This is a genomic window from Rugamonas aquatica (assembly GCF_009380215.1).
Classification (GTDB): domain Bacteria; phylum Pseudomonadota; class Gammaproteobacteria; order Burkholderiales; family Burkholderiaceae_D; genus Rugamonas; species Rugamonas aquatica_B.
The window spans coordinates 306942-325593 of the sequence record NZ_WHUG01000002.1 but is presented as its reverse complement, the minus strand read 5'-3'; the positions used below and the strand labels follow the sequence as shown (position 1 = coordinate 325593).

The 18652-nt window shown below is 62.2% G+C and carries 14 protein-coding genes; 2 read left to right on the top strand and 12 right to left on the bottom strand.

Annotation, left to right across the window (positions count from 1 at the left end; translation table 11 throughout):
- Positions 1–122: 122 nt before the first annotated feature.
- Positions 123–1148: a tRNA dihydrouridine(20/20a) synthase DusA gene (dusA, locus tag GEV02_RS05630; protein ID WP_152836961.1), complete on the bottom strand. Its 1026-nt coding sequence runs from the start codon at positions 1146–1148 to the stop codon at positions 123–125.
- Between the two features lie 34 nt (positions 1149–1182).
- Positions 1183–1758 carry a helix-turn-helix domain-containing protein gene (locus GEV02_RS05625; protein WP_152836959.1) on the bottom strand — a complete coding sequence of 192 codons (576 nt, stop codon included), beginning with the start codon at positions 1756–1758 and terminating at the stop codon, positions 1183–1185.
- Positions 1759–1808: 50 nt separating this feature from the next.
- Here GEV02_RS05625 and GEV02_RS05620 point away from each other — a divergent pair, with 50 nt between their 5' ends.
- A complete protein-coding gene (locus tag GEV02_RS05620) occupies positions 1809–2264 on the top strand; it encodes a GNAT family N-acetyltransferase (protein ID WP_152836957.1) in 456 nt (151 codons plus the stop codon).
- Here GEV02_RS05620 and GEV02_RS05615 read toward each other — a convergent pair whose 3' ends face one another.
- The 10 genes from GEV02_RS05615 to GEV02_RS05570 form a co-directional block, all read right to left on the bottom strand.
- Positions 2265–4502, bottom strand: coding sequence for a DUF3141 domain-containing protein (locus GEV02_RS05615; protein WP_328595729.1), 2238 nt, complete (start codon positions 4500–4502; stop codon positions 2265–2267).
- 138 nt (positions 4503–4640) lie between these two features.
- Positions 4641–6473: a translational GTPase TypA gene (gene typA / locus GEV02_RS05610; RefSeq protein ID WP_008445737.1), complete on the bottom strand. Its 1833-nt coding sequence runs from the start codon at positions 6471–6473 to the stop codon at positions 4641–4643.
- Positions 6474–6589: 116 nt separating this feature from the next.
- Positions 6590–7513 carry a tRNA pseudouridine(55) synthase TruB gene (gene truB / locus GEV02_RS05605; RefSeq protein WP_152836955.1) on the bottom strand — a complete coding sequence of 308 codons (924 nt, stop codon included), beginning with the start codon at positions 7511–7513 and terminating at the stop codon, positions 6590–6592.
- Positions 7514–7606: 93 nt separating this feature from the next.
- The gene (rbfA, locus tag GEV02_RS05600; protein WP_008445735.1) at positions 7607–8023 is read right to left on the bottom strand and encodes a 30S ribosome-binding factor RbfA; all 417 of its coding nucleotides are present in this window, start codon (positions 8021–8023) and stop codon (positions 7607–7609) included.
- 77 nt (positions 8024–8100) lie between these two features.
- On the bottom strand, positions 8101–10968 hold the full coding sequence (gene infB, locus GEV02_RS05595) for a translation initiation factor IF-2 (RefSeq protein ID WP_152836953.1): 2868 nt from the start codon (positions 10966–10968) through the stop codon (positions 8101–8103).
- Between the two features lie 46 nt (positions 10969–11014).
- Entirely contained in the window at positions 11015–12580 is a 1566-nt protein-coding gene (gene nusA / locus GEV02_RS05590) for a transcription termination factor NusA (RefSeq protein WP_008445733.1), read from the bottom strand.
- The gene (gene rimP, locus GEV02_RS05585; protein ID WP_152805689.1) at positions 12577–13065 is read right to left on the bottom strand and encodes a ribosome maturation factor RimP; all 489 of its coding nucleotides are present in this window, start codon (positions 13063–13065) and stop codon (positions 12577–12579) included. Before rimP ends, nusA begins: the two co-directional genes overlap by 4 nt.
- 287 nt (positions 13066–13352) lie before the next feature.
- The gene (locus GEV02_RS05580) at positions 13353–15563 is read right to left on the bottom strand and encodes a pseudouridine synthase (protein WP_152836951.1); all 2211 of its coding nucleotides are present in this window, start codon (positions 15561–15563) and stop codon (positions 13353–13355) included.
- Positions 15550–16329, bottom strand: coding sequence for an SMC-Scp complex subunit ScpB (gene scpB / locus GEV02_RS05575; protein ID WP_152836949.1), 780 nt, complete (start codon positions 16327–16329; stop codon positions 15550–15552). Before scpB ends, GEV02_RS05580 begins: the two co-directional genes overlap by 14 nt.
- 321 nt (positions 16330–16650) lie before the next feature.
- Positions 16651–17676, bottom strand: coding sequence for a glucokinase (locus tag GEV02_RS05570; protein WP_152836947.1), 1026 nt, complete (start codon positions 17674–17676; stop codon positions 16651–16653).
- A 248-nt stretch (positions 17677–17924) separates the two neighbouring features.
- Between GEV02_RS05570 and GEV02_RS05565 the strand changes: the two genes are divergently transcribed.
- On the top strand, positions 17925–18302 hold the full coding sequence (locus GEV02_RS05565; RefSeq protein ID WP_152836946.1) for an aggregation-promoting factor C-terminal-like domain-containing protein: 378 nt from the start codon (positions 17925–17927) through the stop codon (positions 18300–18302).
- The last annotated feature ends 350 nt before the right edge of the window (positions 18303–18652 follow it).

Genomic DNA, 18652 nt, shown 5'->3' with positions numbered 1-18652 from the left:
AGATGCAAATTTTGCCTCAAAGCAAGCAAAACCCGCCTAAAAAATACGCAAACGAACTTTCTGCGTGGAAATACCAACAGTCCAATATATTGTTTGCCAGAAACGTCAGATTGTGCTCTGAGCTACGCAGCAATACGTAGGCGGGCAGCGGCTTCGCGCAGCAGGTGGGCATCGCCGAGGGCGAGTTTTTTGGAGTCGGACAGAACCTGACGGAATGCGCGGGCACCCGGCAGGCCCGTCATCAGGCCCAACATGTGGCGGGTGATGGTGTTGAGTTTCAAGCCGTGGGCGCCGTGCTGGGCCAGCTGGGCTTGAATGTAGGGGATCATCGCTTCGATCACTTCTTCGCGGCTCTTGGGCGCGCGCGTATCGCCGTAGTAGCGCTGGTCGAAACCGGCCATCACGAAGGGATTGTGGTAGGCCTCGCGGCCCAGCATGACGCCGTCCAGGTGCTTCAGGTGCTCATCGATCTCGGCTTCAGTCTTGATGCCGCCGTTGATAATGATTTCGAAGTCAGGGAAGTCGCGCTTGAGCTGGTAGGCGAACTCGTACTTGAGCGGCGGGATTTCGCGGTTTTCCTTCGGCGACAGGCCCTTGAGGATGGCGTTGCGGGCATGGACGATGAAGGTCGTGCAGCCGGCCTCTGCCACGGTGCCGACGAAGTCGCGCACGAAATCGTAGCTCTCGGCCTGGTCGATGCCGACGCGGTGCTTGACGGTGACGTCGATGCTGACGGCGTCGCGCATGGCTTTGACGCAGTCGGCCACCAGCTGGGGCTCGGCCATCAGGCAGGCGCCGAAAGCGCCCTTCTGCACGCGTTCCGACGGGCAACCGCAGTTGAGGTTGATTTCATCGTAGCCCCACTTCTCGCCCAGCCTGGCGCTGGTGGCGAGATCGGCAGGATCGCTGCCGCCCAGTTGCAGCGCCACCGGATGCTCTTCATCGTTGAAGCGCAGGTGGCGTTCGACGTCGCCGTAGACCAGCGCGCCAGTGGTGACCATCTCCGTGTACAGCCAGGTGTGCTGGCTGATGTGGCGGTGGAACACGCGGCAATGGCGGTCGGTCCAGTCCATCATCGGCGCGACGGACAGGCGGCGGCTCGCTTTCACGGGCGCGTTGTCGGTGGTCGGCAAAGTGATGATGGTCATGGCGGCAACTATGGGAATCGCTTGGGGGTCGACATTATATCGCAAATGGCAGCGTCACCAGCCCGACCAGGTAGCGCGCCGGCGTCTTGCCGGGATTGGCGTAGCTGATGTGCTGGTCTTCGCGGATGGCCAGGCAGTCGCCCGCCTCCAGCCGCCACTGCTGGTCGCCGGCGCTGACGTCCATCACGCCATCCAGCAGCCAGATCTGCTGGTGGATGTCGGCCTCGCGCACGACCTGCTCGTAGGTCACCCGCTGGCCTGGCGGGAACACCACTTCCACCAGCTGCAGCGGCGTGCGCACGGCCGGCGACAGCTGGCGCCGCACGTAGCCGGAGGCGGGATCGGTCCACACCGGCTGGTCGGCGGCGCGCTGCAGCGGCGACGGCGGGGCCGGCTGGCCCTGCCCCGCTTCGAACAGCGAGGCCAGGGTGACGCCCAGCGCGCCGGCCAGCTTGTCGAGCACGGTGGCGGTGGCGCTGCTTTCGCCGCGCTCGATCAGCGAAATGTTGGAGCGGCTCACGCCGCTGCGCTCGGACAGCGCGGTCAGCGACAGCCCACGGCGCTCGCGCAAGGCCAGCAGGCGGCTGGCAATTAATTTGTTGATATCCATGGAATCCATTATACTGGATTTTCTCATCCACTAAACTGTCCATCGCCGCCATGCAGATCGCTTTCGAATCCCCCGACCAGCCCGAAGTCATCGCCCTCATCGCCGACCTCGACGCCTACCAGCTGAGCCTGTACCCGCCGGAATCCGTGTACGCGCTGGATTTGCCGTCGCTGACGCAGCCGCACGTGCGCTTCGCGGTCGCGCGCGACGATGGTGGCGCCGTCGTCGGCTGCGCCGCCGTGGTGCTGACGCCGGAATACGGCGAGATCAAGCGCATGTATGTGCAGCCGGCCGCGCGCGGGCTAGGCCTGGCGCGCGGACTACTGGACTTGCTGGAAGGGGCTGCACGTGAACACGGCTGTCCGCAGCTGACGCTGGAAAGCGGCCCCGCCCAGCCGGAAGCGCTGGGCCTGTACGAGCGCCACGGTTTCCAGCGCTGCGGACCCTACGGCGACTACCCGGAAGATCCGCTCAGCGTCTTCATGCAGAAGCCGCTGGCGCGCTGATCAGGCCTTGGTTTTCTTGCGCACCACGGCCAGCTTGGGCGACAGCGGTGCGAACATGGCGGCGACGCGCTCCAGCCGAACCGCGCCGTCGCCGCTGACCGTGCCGGTCGCGCCCGCCACCTGGCGGACGATGGCCAGCGCCGTCGCCCGCGCTTCCGGCGCTTCCGGCAGCAGCAGCGGCAGGTCGCGGATCGCCGCTTCCTCGTCCACCTGCAGCATCAGATATTGCTCGCGCAGGATGGTCTTGAAATGGGTGACGCTCAACTCCTTGTCATCCGAAGTGCGCAGGCGCAGCTGGCGGATGGTGGCGAAGGCGCGCTCGTCGGCCGCGCTCATTTCCGGGCTGCGGTAGATGTACAGCAGGCCGCGGATGATGGCCTCCGTAACGCCGCCCTCCGCCGTCTTCAGCGCCGCCGCCGCGCGGTGCGCGTTCAGCGCCGCCTCGCGCGCGATGTCGCGGCCGATGCGGCGCGGGCGGCCGCCGTCGGTGCGCAAGCCCACCAGCGCCTGCAGCACCGGCGAGCCGTACACGCCGAGGAAGATGTTTTCCGTGGCCTGGTCGCGCAGGTCGCGGTAACGGTCCAGCGCATCGACGATCTGTTGCGACATCGCCTCCTGCATCTGCATGAAGATGTTGTCCTCCGCCACCGGGCGGCGCTCGGCGCGCACCTTCTCTGCCATCGCCGGTATGCCGTCGAGCAGCGGATTTTTACTGGAGAACATGCGGTAGCGCAGCCGCAGCGGATGGGCTTCGCGCTGCTGCTCGGCGCCGGACTCCGTCACCATGGCCTTGACCAGCGGACTGGCGAAAGTCTGGTACAGGCCGGTGTTGATTTCCGACACGCGGGCCACGGTGGCGAAGCGGCGTTCGTCTTCGATATCGTTGCCGCCCAGCTTGCGCAGCGCGTCCAGGTTGCGGCGCTCGAAGCGCATCACGTAATCGCCGGCCGCCATGTCGCCGGAGGCGATTTCCGCCTGCAGCATTTCCTCGTCCTTGTCGAGGAACACCGCCTCGTACAGGCCGGGCGGCATGATGTCGATCATGTCCATCGCCGCCGTGAATTCCTCGTGCTCCTTGTTGGCGACCGAGGCGGAAACGAAGATGCCCAGGTGGCCTATGCTCTGGTGCATGGAATAGATGATGGTCTGGCCGCCCGCCACCAGCGCGGCGTCGTCCTCGTACAAGTCCAGCACCCAGCCCAGCGCCTGCTGCGGCGGCGTGATGTCGTCGCCCCACGAGCAGAACACCACGATCGGCGATTTAATGTTGCGCAGGTCGATGCGGTGGCCGCTGCTGTCCATCAGCGCGGCGTCGCTCAGGCGGTTGCCGACAAACAGCGAGTCGGCGATGTACTGCATTTCGCCGGCGTTCAGCAGCACCGGATTGCCCCACCATTTTTCGAATTCCAGGAAGCGGTGCGCCTCGGTGTCGATCTTCGAATAGACGTTGTAGTTCTTACTCCACAGCGTGTTGGATGGATTCATTTTCTCGAAGTTGGCGACCAGTTGCGCGCCGTCGAAAATGCCGTTGCCGAGGTCGCCCGCCAGCGCCGTCAGCCAGGTGCCGCCGAGCACGCCGCCCAGGTAGCGCAAGGGATTCTTGCCGCGCACGCCGGCCCAGTACGACAGCGGCGCCCCGGCCAGCACCAGCGGGCCGACCAGGTCGGGATTGAGGGCGCTGGTCATCATGATCTGCCAGCCGGCCTGGCAGTTGCCGATCAGCGCAGGCTTGCCGTCGGCCTTGGGGTGCAGCTCGGCCACCTTGGCGATGAACTGCGCTTCGGCGCGGCACACATCCTCGATGGTCTGGCCCGGCACCGGATGGGGCAGGAAGCCGACGAAGTAGCAGGGATGGCCGGCCTTGAGCACCACGCCGATTTCGCTGTCGTGCTTCATGCCGCCGATGCCGGGGCCGTGGCCGGCGCGCGGGTCGAACACGATGAAGGGACGCTTGGTGGGATCGGGCGCGACGCCGTCCGGCGGCACGATGTACAGCAGGCCGTAATTGACCGGCCGCGCCAGGTGGCGGCCGTCGAGGATGACTTCGAATGCAAAGCTCAGCACGTGCGGCGCGGTCTGCTCGGCGCGGTGGTTGCGCTCGTCGCCGCGCTGGCGCAGCACATCCATGAACAACACGCTGCGCTGGCAGGCGTCGACCCAGTAATCGGTCGCCTGCTGGGCCAGTGCAAAGGGATTGCCGGGCCATTGCGGCCACGGGTTAGTCTTGTCGTCGCTCACGGAACTTCCTCCACGCGGGTTATGCTGCCATGCACCAAAATAACCCGGCGACAAGGAAAACGCAAACGAATTCAACGCGGGATGGACGGACGAAAAAAAACCGCAGCCTAAGCTGCGGTTTATGTCGCCAAGCAGGTATTACGCTTCGCGCGATGCCTTCTTACGCTCGTGCTCTTTCAGGAAGCGTTTGCGCAGACGGATCGATTTCGGGGTGATTTCCACCAGTTCGTCGTCGTCGATGAATTCGACAGCGTATTCCAGCGACATCTGGATAGGCGGCACCAGGCGCACTGCTTCGTCGGTACCCGACGAACGCACGTTGGTCAGCTGCTTGCCCTTGATCGGGTTGACGACCAGATCGTTGTCACGCGAGTGGATACCGATAATCATGCCTTCGTACACTGGGTCGTTGTGGACCACGAACATACGGCCGCGATCTTGCAGTTTCCAGATAGCGTAGGCAACAGCGGCGCCGTCGTCCTGCGAGATCAGCACGCCGTTGCGACGGCCGCCCAGTTCGCCTTTGGTGTTGTCCACTGGCGCGTATTCGTCGAACACGTGCGACATCAGGCCGGTACCGCGGGTCAGGGTCATGAATTCGCCCTGGAAGCCGATCAGGCCGCGCGCAGGGATCTTGTATTCCAGTCGCACACGGCCTTTGCCGTCGGATTCCATGTTCTGCAGGTCGCCACGACGACGGCCCAGTTCTTCCATCACGCCGCCCTGGTTGGCTTCTTCAACGTCAACCGACAGTTGTTCGAACGGCTCGTGGCGCACGCCATCCACCATTTTGAACACCACGCGTGGACGCGATACAGCCATCTCGAAACCTTCGCGACGCATGTTTTCGATCAGGATGGTCAGGTGCAGCTCGCCACGGCCCGATACTTCGAACGTGGTGTCGTCTTCGGTTGCGGCAACGCGCAGAGCGACGTTGGCTTTCAGTTCTTTGTCCAGACGGTCGCGCAGCTGGCGCGAGGTGACGAACTTGCCTTCGCGGCCGGCCAGCGGCGAGTTGTTGACCATGAAGTTCATGGTCAGGGTAGGCTCGTCGACGGTCAGCATCGGCAGCGGCTCAGGGGTGTCGACCGCGCACAGCGTCGAACCGATGCCGATTTCGTCGATACCATTGATCAGGCAGATGTCGCCGGCAACAGCTTCGTTCACCAGCACGCGCTCCAGGCCCTTGAAGTTCAGCACCTGGTTGATGCGGCCTTTGATCGGGGTGGCGCCTGGGCCATTGATGACCAGAACGTCCTGGCCGACCTTGACGGTGCCGCGGTTGACGCGGCCAATGCCGATCTTGCCGACGTAGGACGAGTAGTCCAGCGACGTGATTTGCATCTGCAGCGGGCCTTCTGGATTGTCATCGCGCACTGGCACGTGTTCCAGGATGGCGTCGAACAGTGGCTTCATGTCGCCCGAGCGTACGTCTTCGGTCAGGCCGGCGTAGCCGTTCAGGCCCGAAGCGTAAACGATAGGGAAGTCCAGTTGTTCGTCGGTAGCGCCCAGCTTGTCGAACAGTTCGAAGGTCTGGTTGATCGCCCAGTCAGCGCGCGCGCCCGGACGGTCGACCTTGTTGACCACGACGATAGGCTTCAGGCCCAGGGCCAGTGCCTTGCGGGTCACGAAACGGGTCTGTGGCATCGGGCCTTCCTGGGCATCGACCAGCAGCAGAACCGAGTCAACCATCGACAGAACACGCTCCACTTCGCCGCCGAAGTCGGCGTGGCCTGGGGTGTCGACGATGTTGATGTGGGTGCCTTCGTACTCAACAGCGCAGTTCTTCGACAGAATCGTAATGCCGCGCTCCTTTTCCAGGTCGTTCGAGTCCATGACACGGGTGTCGACCGCTTGGTTTTCACGGAAGGTGCCGGACTGACGCAGCAGCTGATCCACCAGGGTAGTTTTACCGTGGTCAACGTGGGCGATGATGGCGATATTACGAATTGCGCGTTTTGTAGTAGACATGATGATTTTATATGCTGAAAAACTGCGGGTACGTACGTACTGTACGAGAAGCCGGCAAGTATAGCATGTTGCGTTGCAACTATCTCGCCGGTTTCCTGAATATTTTCAAAGAGTTGCTATTCGGGCGCGAAGGCGATCAGCCGCTCCGGCGCCAGGATGCTGTATTCGCCGAGGATGGCGGTGCCCAGCAGTTTGGCGTCCAGGTAGACGCGCACCCTGCCCTGCCCGGCCGGCACCTCGACCGGTTCCTTGCCCAGCGCCAGGCGCTGGCCATTGAGGAAGCGCTTGGCCAGTTCGGCGTTCAGGCGCACAGCCGGGAAGCTGGCCAGCAGCGCATCGACCGGCGCCAGCAGACTGAGCGGCGCTGCGTGCGCGGTCAGCTGTTCCAGCGTCAGCATGCCGTCCATGGTCAGCGGGCCGACCTGGGTGCGGCGCAGCGCGTTCAGGTGGGCGCCGCAGCCGAGCGCTTCGCCGATGTCCTGGCCCAGCACGCGGATGTAGGTGCCCTTGCTGCACGTGACGACCAGCTTCAGGAACGGCGCCTCGTAGGACACCAGCTCCAGCTTGTGGATGACGACGTTGCGCGCTTCGCGCTCCAGCGTGATGCCGGCGCGGGCGTACTCGTACAGCGGCTTGCCGTCGCGCTTCAGCGCCGAATACATGGGCGGCACCTGGGCGATCGGGCCGCGGAATTTTTCCAGCACGGCGTGGATCTGCTCCAGCGTGACGTTGACGTCGCGGCTGTCCACCACTTCGCCTTCGGTGTCGCCGGTGTCCGTGGTCTGGCCCAGGTGGACGGTGGTCTCGTAGGTCTTGTCGGCTTCCAGCAAGTCCTGCGAGAACTTGGTGGCCTCGCCAAAGCACAGCGGCAGCAAGCCGGTGGCGAAGGGATCGAGGGTGCCGGTATGGCCGGCCTTCTTGGCGTTGAGCACGCGCTTGGCCTTGATCAGCGCGTCGTTGCTGGAAAAGCCGACCGGCTTGTCGAGCAACAGCACGCCGTCGACCAGGTCGCGGACTTTTTTAGGATGGTTTTGCTTCATAGGTAGGATGCTCAGTATGGGTTCCCGCGTTCGCGGGAACGACGGCGCGCGCTGCGTCATTCCCGCGCAGGCGGGAATCCATAGAACGCAGGATTACTCCACGTCCTTCTTCTCTTCGGCCGGTGCCTGGTCGTCGTCCAGCGAACGGGTGCTGTTGGCCTGGTCGATCAGTGCCGACAGTTCCATGCCGCGCGCGGTCGAGGTGTCGTGCACGAAGTGCAGCGCCGGCAGCGTGTGGATGTGCAGGCGCTTGCCCAGCTGGCCGCGCATATAGCCGGCCGCGGCGGACAGGCCGTCGACGGTTTGCTTGACCTGCTCTTTGCTGTCCTTGAGCATGGTGAAGAAGATCTTCGCATGCGCGTAGTCCGGCGTCACCTGTACTTCGGTGATGGTAATCATGCCGACGCGCGGGTCTTTCAACTCGAAAGCGATGATTTCAGACAGATCGCGCTGGATCTGATCCGCCACGCGCTGACCGCGCTGCGGGATGTTTTTGCTATGTTTTGCCATGATATTCCATAAACGGCAAGTGGACGGGAGCTGATGCCCCCGTCCACTTTACCTTATTGCTGCCTGTGCGCCTGGGCTTACAGCGTACGGGCGATTTCCTGAACTTCGAACACTTCCAGGGAGTCGCCCACCTGGATGTCGTTGTAGTTCTTCAGCGACAAGCCGCACTCCAGACCGGCGCGTACTTCTTTCGCGTCGTCCTTGAAGCGTTTGAGCGAGTCGATCTCGCCGGTCCACACCACGATGTTGTTGCGCAGCAGGCGTACCGAGGACGAACGCTTGACCACGCCATCGGTGACCAGGCAACCGGCAATCGCGCCGACTTTCGAGACCAGGATAACCTGGCGAATCTCGACCTGACCGATAACGGTCTCGCGCTTCTCCGGCGCCAACATGCCCGACAACGCCGATTTGATCTCGTCGATCGCATCGTAAATGATGTTGTAGTAGCGGATATCCACGCCGTTCGACTCGGCCAGCTTGCGCGCCTGTGCATCGGCACGGGCGTTGAAGCCGATGATGACCGCTTTCGAAGCGACCGCCAGGTTGACGTCCGATTCGGTGATGCCGCCGACCGCTGCGTGCACGACTTGTACGCGCACTTCGGAGGTCGACAGTTTCTGCAGCGAGCCAACCAGCGCTTCCTGCGAACCCTGCACGTCGGTCTTGATGATGAGCGGCAGGTTTTTGACTTCGCCTTCGGCCATCTGGTCGAACATGTTTTCCAGCTTCGCGGCTTGCTGCTTGGCCAGTTTCACGTCGCGGAACTTACCTTGACGGAACAGACCGATTTCGCGGGCTTTACGCTCGTCCGCCATGACCATGACTTCTTCACCGGCTTGCGGCACTTCGGTCAGGCCCTGGATTTCGACCGGGATCGAAGGACCGGCTTCGTTGATCGGCTTGCCGTTCTCGTCCAGCATCGCGCGAACGCGGCCGAAGGAGGAGCCAGCCAGGATCACGTCGCCGCGCTTCAGCGTACCGGACTGAACCAGCACGGTCGCGACCGGGCCCTTGCCCTTGTCCAGACGGCCTTCAACCACCAGACCGCGCGCAGGCGCATCGATCGGGGCTTTCAGTTCCAGCACCTCGGCTTGCAGCAGCACCTGTTCCAGCAGGGCGTCGATGCCCTCGCCGGTCTTGGCCGATACCGGCACGAATGGCGATTCGCCACCGTATTCTTCCGGCACCACTTGTTCTGCGACCAGCTCTTGCGTCACACGGTCCACGTTGCCGCCCGGTTTGTCGATCTTGTTGATCGCCACAACCAGAGGCACGCCGGCCGCCTTCGCGTGAGCGATAGCTTCCTTCGTTTGCGGCATCACGCCGTCGTCGGCTGCCACCACCAGGATGACGATGTCGGTTGCTTTCGCACCGCGGGCACGCATCGCCGTAAAGGCTTCGTGACCCGGCGTATCCAGGAAGGTGATCGTGCCGCGTGGGGTGTCCACGTGGTACGCGCCGATGTGCTGGGTAATGCCGCCGGCTTCGCCCGACGCCACTTTGGCGCGGCGGATGTAATCCAGCAGCGAGGTTTTACCGTGGTCGACGTGACCCATGACGGTAACCACCGGTGCGCGCGGCACGGACTCGAAGTGAGCGTGCTCACCCTGGTCGGCCAGCAGTGCTTCCGGATCGTCCATCTCGGCGGCGAACGCCTTGTGGCCCATTTCCTCGACCAGAATCATCGCGGTTTCCTGGTCCAGCACCTGGTTGATGGTGCACATCTGGCCCAGCTTCATCAGTTGCTTGATGACTTCGGAAGCCTTGACGGACATCTTGTGCGCCAGTTCGGCCACGGTGATGGTTTCCGGCACGTAGACGTCTTTGACGACGGCTTCGGTCGGCGCCTGGAAATTGGTTTCACGGTCATCCGAGTGCGAGCCACGACGGCCGCCCTTGCCACCACTGCGCCAGCCGTCACGGCCACCGGAACCGGTGTTGCCACGGCCCTTGTTGGCGGTGTTGCCAGGTGCGCCGCGTTTCTTGGCGTCGTCCTGCCAGGTCGACGAGACATTGGCCGACTTGATCGATTTCTTGTCCGCGCTGACAGGCTTCTTGTCGCCTGGCTTGTCGCCAGGTTTGGCGACGGCGCCGGTGGCTGGCTTGTGCAGCGTGCCTTCGGCAACCTTGGCCTTGACCGGCGCAGGCGCTGGCTCAGGGGCTTTGATGGCGCGGCGCGGCGCGTTCATCATGGCCTTGATCTGCGCTACTTCGTCAGCCACGGCTTTGCGTGCCAGCTCGGTGGCGGCCGCTTTGTCGGCGGCTTCCTTGGCGGCGGCGGCAGCCTTTTTCTTGGCTTCTTCGGCAGCGGCTTTTTTCTTTTCTTCGGCAGCGGCGTCGGTCGCGGCTGGCGCGGCGCCAGCGGCTACGGCGGTCGCGGCGGCGGCGGCCTTGACGGCGGCTTTCTTCGCTTCAGCGTCGGCTTCCTTCTTGGCTTCGGCTTCGGCGGCGGCGGTGGCTTTAGCCTGCGCTTCCTTCTCCGATTCCAGCTTAGCCAGGCGCTCTTGCTTCTCGCGCAGTTCCGCTTCCTGACGTGCGATCAGTTCCGCTTGCTTGCGTGCTTCTTCTTCACGGCGAGCGACTTCAGCGGCATCGACCACCGGGGCGGCAGGCGCCACCGGCGCGGCGGCTACCGGCTCGTCGCGCTGGACGAAGGTGCGTACCTTCTTCACAGCGACCTGAATCGTGCGGGCCTTGCCATTGGCGTCGGCCTGTTTGATTTCAGTGGTTTCTTTGCGCGTCAGCGTGATCTTCTTCTTTTCGGTATCAGCCGATGCACCGTGGGTACGGCGCAAGTGATCAAGCAGCTTATCCTTATCATCTTTCGACAATGGATCTGACGTCGAACTTTTTTCGACGCCGGCAGAACGCAGCTGCGTCAGCAGCAAATCTGCAGGCATCTTCAGTTCGGTGGCAAATTGGGCTACGTTGTTACTCGCCATTCAGTCCTCTTTTCTATGTGTCGCGGAGATGATAAAGATACTCAAATTAAGCCTTTGCGGATTCGGCAAGACTCCATGCCTTGGCTTGCAAGCCTTTGGCACGATCGTCGTACTTTGAGTCAACCAACTTCATCTCATCGTCGGTCACATCTTCAAATTCACTCTTAATCAGTTCTCGTGCACGGTCGGCGGACAGGGCCAGGATGGCGCCAAATTCGTCGTAAGCCAGTGCAGCAAATGCTTCTACAGTCTTGATACCAGCCAGGCCGAGCTTGCCTGCGGTGATGCGGTCCATGCCTTCCAGACCGACCAGCGCCTCGTCCATGCCTTCCAGGCCTTCTTCCGAAGCGATGGCTTCGGTGACCAGGGCGTCACGGGCGCGGGTGCGCAGTTCGTTGACGGTATCTTCGTCGAACGATTCGATTTCCAGCATTTCGGAGATCGGCACGTAAGCGATTTCTTCCAGGCTGGCAAAGCCCTCTTCCACCAGGATGTCGGCGACTTCCTGATCGACGTCCAGTTTTTCCATGAACAGTGCACGCACTGCCGCGGTTTCCTGGGCTGCCTTGTCGGCCGATTCTTCGGCCGTCATGATGTTGATCTTCCAGCCGGTCAGGTCGGAAGCCAGGCGCACGTTCTGGCCGGAGCGGCCGATGGCGATCGCCAGGTTTTCCTCGTCGACGACGACGTCCATCGCGTGTTTCTCTTCATCGACCATGATCGACGAAACGTTGGCCGGAGCCAGCGCGCCGATGACGAATTGCGCCGGGTCTTCGGACCACAGCACGATGTCGACGCGTTCGCCGCCCAGCTCGCCGGTCACGGCCTGCACGCGCGAACCGCGCATGCCGACGCAGGTACCGATAGGGTCGATGCGCTTGTCGGCCGTGTAGACGGCGATCTTGGCGCGGACGCCGGCATCGCGTGCCGCCGATTTAATTTCCAGCATGCCTTGCTCGATTTCCGGCACTTCCAGCTCGAACAGCTTCATGATGAAGTCTGGAGCGGTACGCGACAGGATCACTTGCGGGCCGCGCATATTGCGGTCGATACGCAGGATGAAGGCGCGGACGCGGTCACCGATACGCAGGTTTTCTTTCGGGATCATCTGGTCGCGTGGCAGGCGGGCTTCGATCTTGCCCGACTCGACGATTGCATCGCCGCGTTCCATGCGCTTGATGGTGCCGGTTACGAGCGAGTCGCCGCGTTCCAGGAAGTCCACCAGGATCTGTTCGCGCTCGGCGTCACGCACGCGCTGCAGGACGACCTGTTTGGTGTCTTGCGCAAAGCGGCGGCCGAATTCGACGGATTCGATAGGCTCTTCGATGTGGTCGTCCACTTCGATGTCCGGAATCTGTTCCTTGGCTTCGAAGTGCAGGATTTCCTGGTCCGGCAGTTGCAGGCCAGCCTCGTCGGGCACGACGTGCCAGCGGCGGAAGGATTCGAACTCACCCGACTCGCGGTCGATCGAAACGCGGATATCGACTTCACCTTCATAGCGTTTCTTCGTGGCTTGCGCCAACGCGAACTCCAACGCGCCGAAAACCACATCTTTATCGACGTTTTTCTCACGCGCCAGCGCGTCTACCAATAACAAAACTTCGCGACTCATGCTTTGCGTCCCTTAAAAACCACCTGTGGCACCAAGCGTGCCTTATCCACATCGGCGAGCGTAAACTCCAACAGCGCCGGACCATCATTGCTTTCAAATTCCAACGACAAATTATCGCCCTGAGGTTCTTGCAGAATCCCCTGGAACGATTTCCGGTTGTTCGTACCCGGCATTGCGGTGCGCAGTTTGACGATTGCTTCGCAACCGGCAAAACGCACGAAGTCTTCCAGCTTGCGCACCGGGCGATCCAGCCCTGGCGACGAGATTTCGAGACGCTCGTAGTTCACGTTCTCGACCGTCAGCACGTGCGACAGCTGGTGGCTGACCGTAGCGCAATCTTCTACGGTAATCGGGCCTTTTTCTTCGGCGTCGGCTGCGCTGAAATCGATAAAGACGCGCAGCAGTCCGCGCTCGGCCCGTTCGACATCAACCAGCTCATAGCCCAGACCGGCAACGGTCTTTTCAATTAATTCCGGCAGCTGCAAGAAATTCTCCAGATCAAGGCCTGTTTCCAACTTATCAAAAACAGACCGTTCAAAACGGTTCACCAAAAAAAAAATGGGCATCTGCCCATCTTCTTGTAATACTCAGCCAGATGAAAGCATTCTCAGGGATATACCCTGTGAAGAACTTTTACTAGGCTGGTTATTATAACCTTATATGCTTTCCGCTGCAATGCCGCACGGGGCGGAAAAGCAGGCTTACAACAGTTCATAGAAGGCCAGAAGCCTTACAAACAGGGGCTTGCGCCCCGTTTTGCAAGTTGACTACATTAACCCTTGCGGCGGCGCGGCATGCCATGATCGATGGCACCACCACGCGGCGGCTGGTTGCGGCGCGGCGCGCCGGCATTACCGAAACCGAAAGTGGTTTGCAATGGATCCGGCTGACGCGGACCGCGGCTCGGGCCTTTGGCCGATTGGCCGCCGCCCTGACCTTGTCCACCTTGGCCGCCACCTTGGGCACGGCCCTGGCCTTGACCTTGCGGACGGCCACCCTGGCCTTGCGGACGCGCCGGGCCTTCGCCCAGCGGACGGCCGCCGGCGTAACCGCCGATGCCTTGCGGACGACCACCTGGACGGCCGGACGTCTGCGCGCCGCCACCCGGACGACCGCTGCCCGGACCGCCACGGCCATTGCCGGCACCAGCACCGGCGCCGCCTGGACGGCCCTGGCCGCCACCGAAGCCGCCCTGGCCACGGCCATTGCCGCGCGGGCCCTTGGCGAACGGCATCGCGTTGGCGTTGCTGACGTCGGCGCGGTTGAAGTTTGGTTCGTCGTGATCGTCCTCGTCGTCATCGTCGAAGTCGCGATCGTCGCGCTCGGCATCACGGCCGCGCTGCGGGCGCTTTTCCGGCCCCTTGTTCTGGGCCGGCTTGGCTTGCTGCGGGCCCTTGCCGCGCGGAGCGGCAGGCGCGTCGCCGCCTTTTTTATCGACGCCGTAAGCGGCCAGCATGTCGCGCACGGTGTTTTCTTCCAGCTCTTCCCAGCGGCCGCGCTTCAGGCTGCTTGGCAGGGTCATCGCGCCGTAGCGGGTACGGATCAGGCGCGACACGGTCAGGCCGATCGCTTCGAACATGCGGCGCACTTCGCGGTTACGGCCTTCGCCGATGATGACGCGGTACCACTTGTTGATGCCCTCGCCGCCGCCGTCGGCGATCTTGGAGAACTGCGCCAGGCCGTCTTCCAACTCGACGCCGGCCAGCAGCTTCTGGCGCATGCCCTCTTCCAGCACGCCCAGCGTACGCACCGCGTATTCACGGTCGATGTGATAGCGCGGGTGCATCAGACGGTTGGCCAGATCGCCGGAGGTCGTGAACAGCAGCAAGCCTTCGGTGTTGAAGTCCAGACGGCCGACGGCCAGCCATTTGCCAGCCTTCATGGTCGGCAGGCGGTCGAACACCGATGGGCGGCCTTCCGGATCGTCCATCGAGACGATTTCACCGGCTGGCTTGTGGTACACCAGCACGCGCGGCGGTTTCTTGCTGACGCGGCGCTGGATCAGCTTGCCGTTCAGGCGCACAGCGTCGGTCGGCAGGATGCGCTGGCCGATGTGGGCCGGCTCGCCGTTGACCGACACGCGGCCGGCAACGATCAATTCTTCCATGTCGCGGCGCGAACCCAGGCCGGCTTCGGCCAGCACCTTGTGCAGCTTGGGCGCGTCGTCGTCCGAGGTCAGGTCGCGGCGCACGGCTTTCGGTGCGGCGTGACGGCCCTTGGCCGGTTCGTCGCTGTCGAAGGCGTCCGAGGTGACGTAGGAGAACGCTGCATCAGCATCGTTAGGCTTGCCGCCGGCGTTCTGGCCGTTGCGTGGCTTGCCGTTCTTACCCTTGCCGTTCTTGCCGTTGCGCTGACCATCGGCGCGTGGACCGCGCTCGTGGCGTGGCTTGCCGCCTTCGGCAGGAGCGGCGCCGTCGGCTGCCGGAGCGGCTTCACCATCGGCAGCAGCGACCGGTTCCGGACGCGGCATCATGGCCTGGCGGGCAGCGCGCTGTTCGCGCATCTGGCGCGGGCCACGTGGACCACGCGGGCCGCGTTCGGCACGTTCTGCGCGCTCGCCGGCTTCGGCAGGAGCGGCTTGCGCTTCGACTGCTGGGGCTGGAGCTGCGGCAGAGGCTGCAGGTGCGGCATCGGCGGCTGGTGCGACGGCTGGCTTTTTGGCGCGTGGCGCCTTGGCTGGCGCATCGGCGGCGGCTGCGACTGGCGCGGCGGCCTGCGGTGCGGCTTCAGCGCTAGCGGCTGCATCGGCGGACTTGGCGGCCGGTTTTGCGCGCGGCTTTTTCACCGGGGCCGGTGCATCGGCGGCGGCGACTTCGGCATCAGCCTTGGTCTTGCGCTTGGCCTTGGCGGCGACTGGCGCATCGCCGGACGCTGCGGCTGCCGCATCGGCTTCGATCTGGGCTTTGGTGCGACGCTTAGGCTTGGCGGCCACTTCGGCCGGCGCTACGTCGTTGACTGTCTCTGGGGAATTAGGATTGTTCATTATTCGTTTCTTGGTTGTGCTCAGCGTCAACCGTTACATCTGGCGCGGGTTGTGTTTGTGCTTGCTGGCCGGCTTCCGGGCTAGTCGCGGCTTCTGCTTCGGCCACTGGCAACTCGCTATCCGTACCATCTGGTTGTTGCGCGGCTTGGTGTGCCGCTTTGTCAAAGTTTTCCTGCAGGGCTGCTTCCAGCGCTTCCATGTCCGGACCGCCGCCCTGCGTATCGCTGATTTGCTGCAAAGGAGGCAGCTGGGACAGCGAATTCAAGCCCAAATCATCCAAAAACTGCTTGGTGGTGCCCAGCAAAGCCGGGCGGCCGACGACATCGCGATAACCGATGGCGTCTACCCAGCCCCGGTCTTCCAACATCTTGATCGTCTGCGAATTGACGGCGACGCCGCGTATTTCTTCAATATCGCCCCGCGTGACAGGCTGGCGGTAGGCAATGATGGCCAATGTTTCCAGCGTCGCCCGCGAGTATCTGGGTGGCTTTTCCGGGTTCATCCGGTCGAGATACAGCTTCATCTCGGGGCGGCTCTGGAAGCGCCAACCGGTCGACAGGCTGATGACTTCAACACCCTTGCCGGCCCAGTCCAGCCTTAATTCTTCGAGCAATTCCTTGATCGTATCGGAACCGACTCCGGGACCGCGCGGCCTGTCTTGATCGTCCACTTCGACAAACAGCTTTTTCAGACTGTGGATCGACAATGGCTCACGAGCGCATAGCAAAGCGGTTTCGAGGACTCTTTTAGCCTCTGCTGTATCCATAGCAATCTTGTGGTTGCATTTTCATGCAAGAAAGAAATCAATCACATTCAGTGAGGCAATGGCTGGCATCAATGATGCTGCCTGCTGGAATAACTCGCTGAAGCTGTTTTTCCGACGCCCGGGCCGATGCGCGCCAGGCGGGAGAGAGGGACATGCCAGCAACGGCCTAGGCCATCACTTTCTACGTGAAACGCGGCCGGCAGGCGCAGTTTTCGGGCGAAAACATACGAGACCAATCAAAGACGTTTCATCCAACAAGCCGAATTGTACCTGATAAAACGGCAAAACGCGCATTTCGCCTTCATCGAAATGTAACTAGCCTTACGCGGCAGCAAGTCTTTCTGACAAGATTGCGGAAACGCCCACAAATGCCGGGTATTCGGCGGTGATGACCCAGGTCGGCACTTCGGACAGATATTTGTTGAAGCGCCCTTTGGCTTCGAAGCGGGCGCGGAAGCCGGAGCGGTCGAAACGCGCGCCCAGGCGCGGCACGATGCCACCGCCTATATAAATGCCGCCCTGCGCGCCCAGCGTGACCGCGATATTGCCGGCGATGGTGCCCAGCATGCAGCAGAACGCCTCGATCACTTCGTCGCACAGCGTGCACTCGCCGGCCAGCGCGCGGCGCGAGATGTCGGCGGCGCTCAGCTTTTCGGCCGGCATGTCGGTATGGTCGGCCAGCGCGCGGTAAATCAGTTCGATGCCGGCGCCGGACATCAGGCGTTCGGCGGAAACGTGTTCGAATTCTTTCCAGGCAAATTGCAGGATGGCCACTTCGGTGGCGTTGGCCGGCGCGAAGGTGACGTGGCCGCCCTCGCTCAGCAGCGCGGTCCAGCCGTCCTTGCCCGGGATCAGGCCGGAGACGCCGAGGCCGGTGCCGGCGCCGATCAGGCCCAGCGGCGTGCCGGCGATGGCGGTGCCGCCGCCGACCTGGTGTTTTTGGGCGGCCGACAACTGCGGCAGCGAGCTCGCCAGCGCGGTGAAGTCATTGACGACGACCAGGGTGTCGAAGTTAACTTCGCGGCGCAGCGCCTCGATCGAGAATTCCCAGTGGTGGTTGGTCATGCGCACCATGTCGCCGGTGACAGGATTGGCGATAGCGATAGCGCCATTCCGGATGCCGGTGACGCCGGCCTGGGCGACGGTCGGCGAGGCCAGATAGGCAACCAGGGCGGCGGCCAAGGTTGGATATGCGGCACAGGCCAATACTTCGATCGCTTCAATCCGGCCCGGAGCGGTTTCCAGCGCAAAGCGCGCGTTGGTGCCGCCGATGTCCGCCAGCAGACGCGGGCCACCTGGGAAAGCAGTGGTCAGGGAGGGAGGCGTTTGGAGGGACTGAGCTGTCATGATAGATCGAAAATAGTTGAGGCCTAAGCTTAAGGTATTTTCACGCAGAGAAGCAAGCGAAGTTTGTAGTTTTAGTACACATGAAGCGGCTTTGCCACATGAAATTACAATGTGGGATATTTTTTACGTAGTATGACTACGATTTTTATGGGCAATATTGCGGACTGAACTACGGTTGAGCGGTCTCAAAACGGCAGGGATAAATGAAGTCAGTCTTGAGTCTTCATAGTCGTAACGGGAGAGCTCCAATGGCCACGCATGCCACACGCAAGAAAAGAGTTGCGCACGGAGATACGTCTGAACGGGATCCATCGGTGGTTCCCGAGTCGTCGAAAACCGCACTGCGGGAGGCAATGCGGCTAGAAAAAGTTCCGACCACACAGTTTCAAGATCTGTTGTGGATTATGGCGCAGGAATCCAGTGGCAAAGTTGACGCACGCAACAGTCACTCTACGGCGCGGGGCTTGTTCCAGCTACTAAGAAACAACTACGAGCTCAACCCGAATGGAGCAGATTCGTTCGGCAACGACCTGGAAGAATGCCAGGGAGGCATACGATACATTCGCCAGCGCTATCATAGTGCGGCCAAGGCCCGGAAATTCTGGCAAAGACACCACTGGTACTAGCCATGACGCCCATATTTCACTTGTTGACCATCACTACGTTTGCTCTGACCGTCATGGACGCGAGGGCGGAGGCTCCCCCATTCTCCCGCTTTCGTACCAGCGAAAACTACACGGGCCCCGTAGCAAAACCCATATTTCGCACTCCGGCCGACCGTGAGTTTCGCACCAGGCTGAACACGGCCGCAAAACAGCCGGTAAATTTCGCCGGCCGTTATGTGCTGAGTACCTGGGGTTGCGGGACGCAGTGCTTAATGGGAGTGATTCTGGACGCCCGCAGCGGAAACGTGACTTGGCTGCCATTCACTGTTTGCTGCTTCCAGGACGTAACGAAGGAACCCATCGAGTTCCGT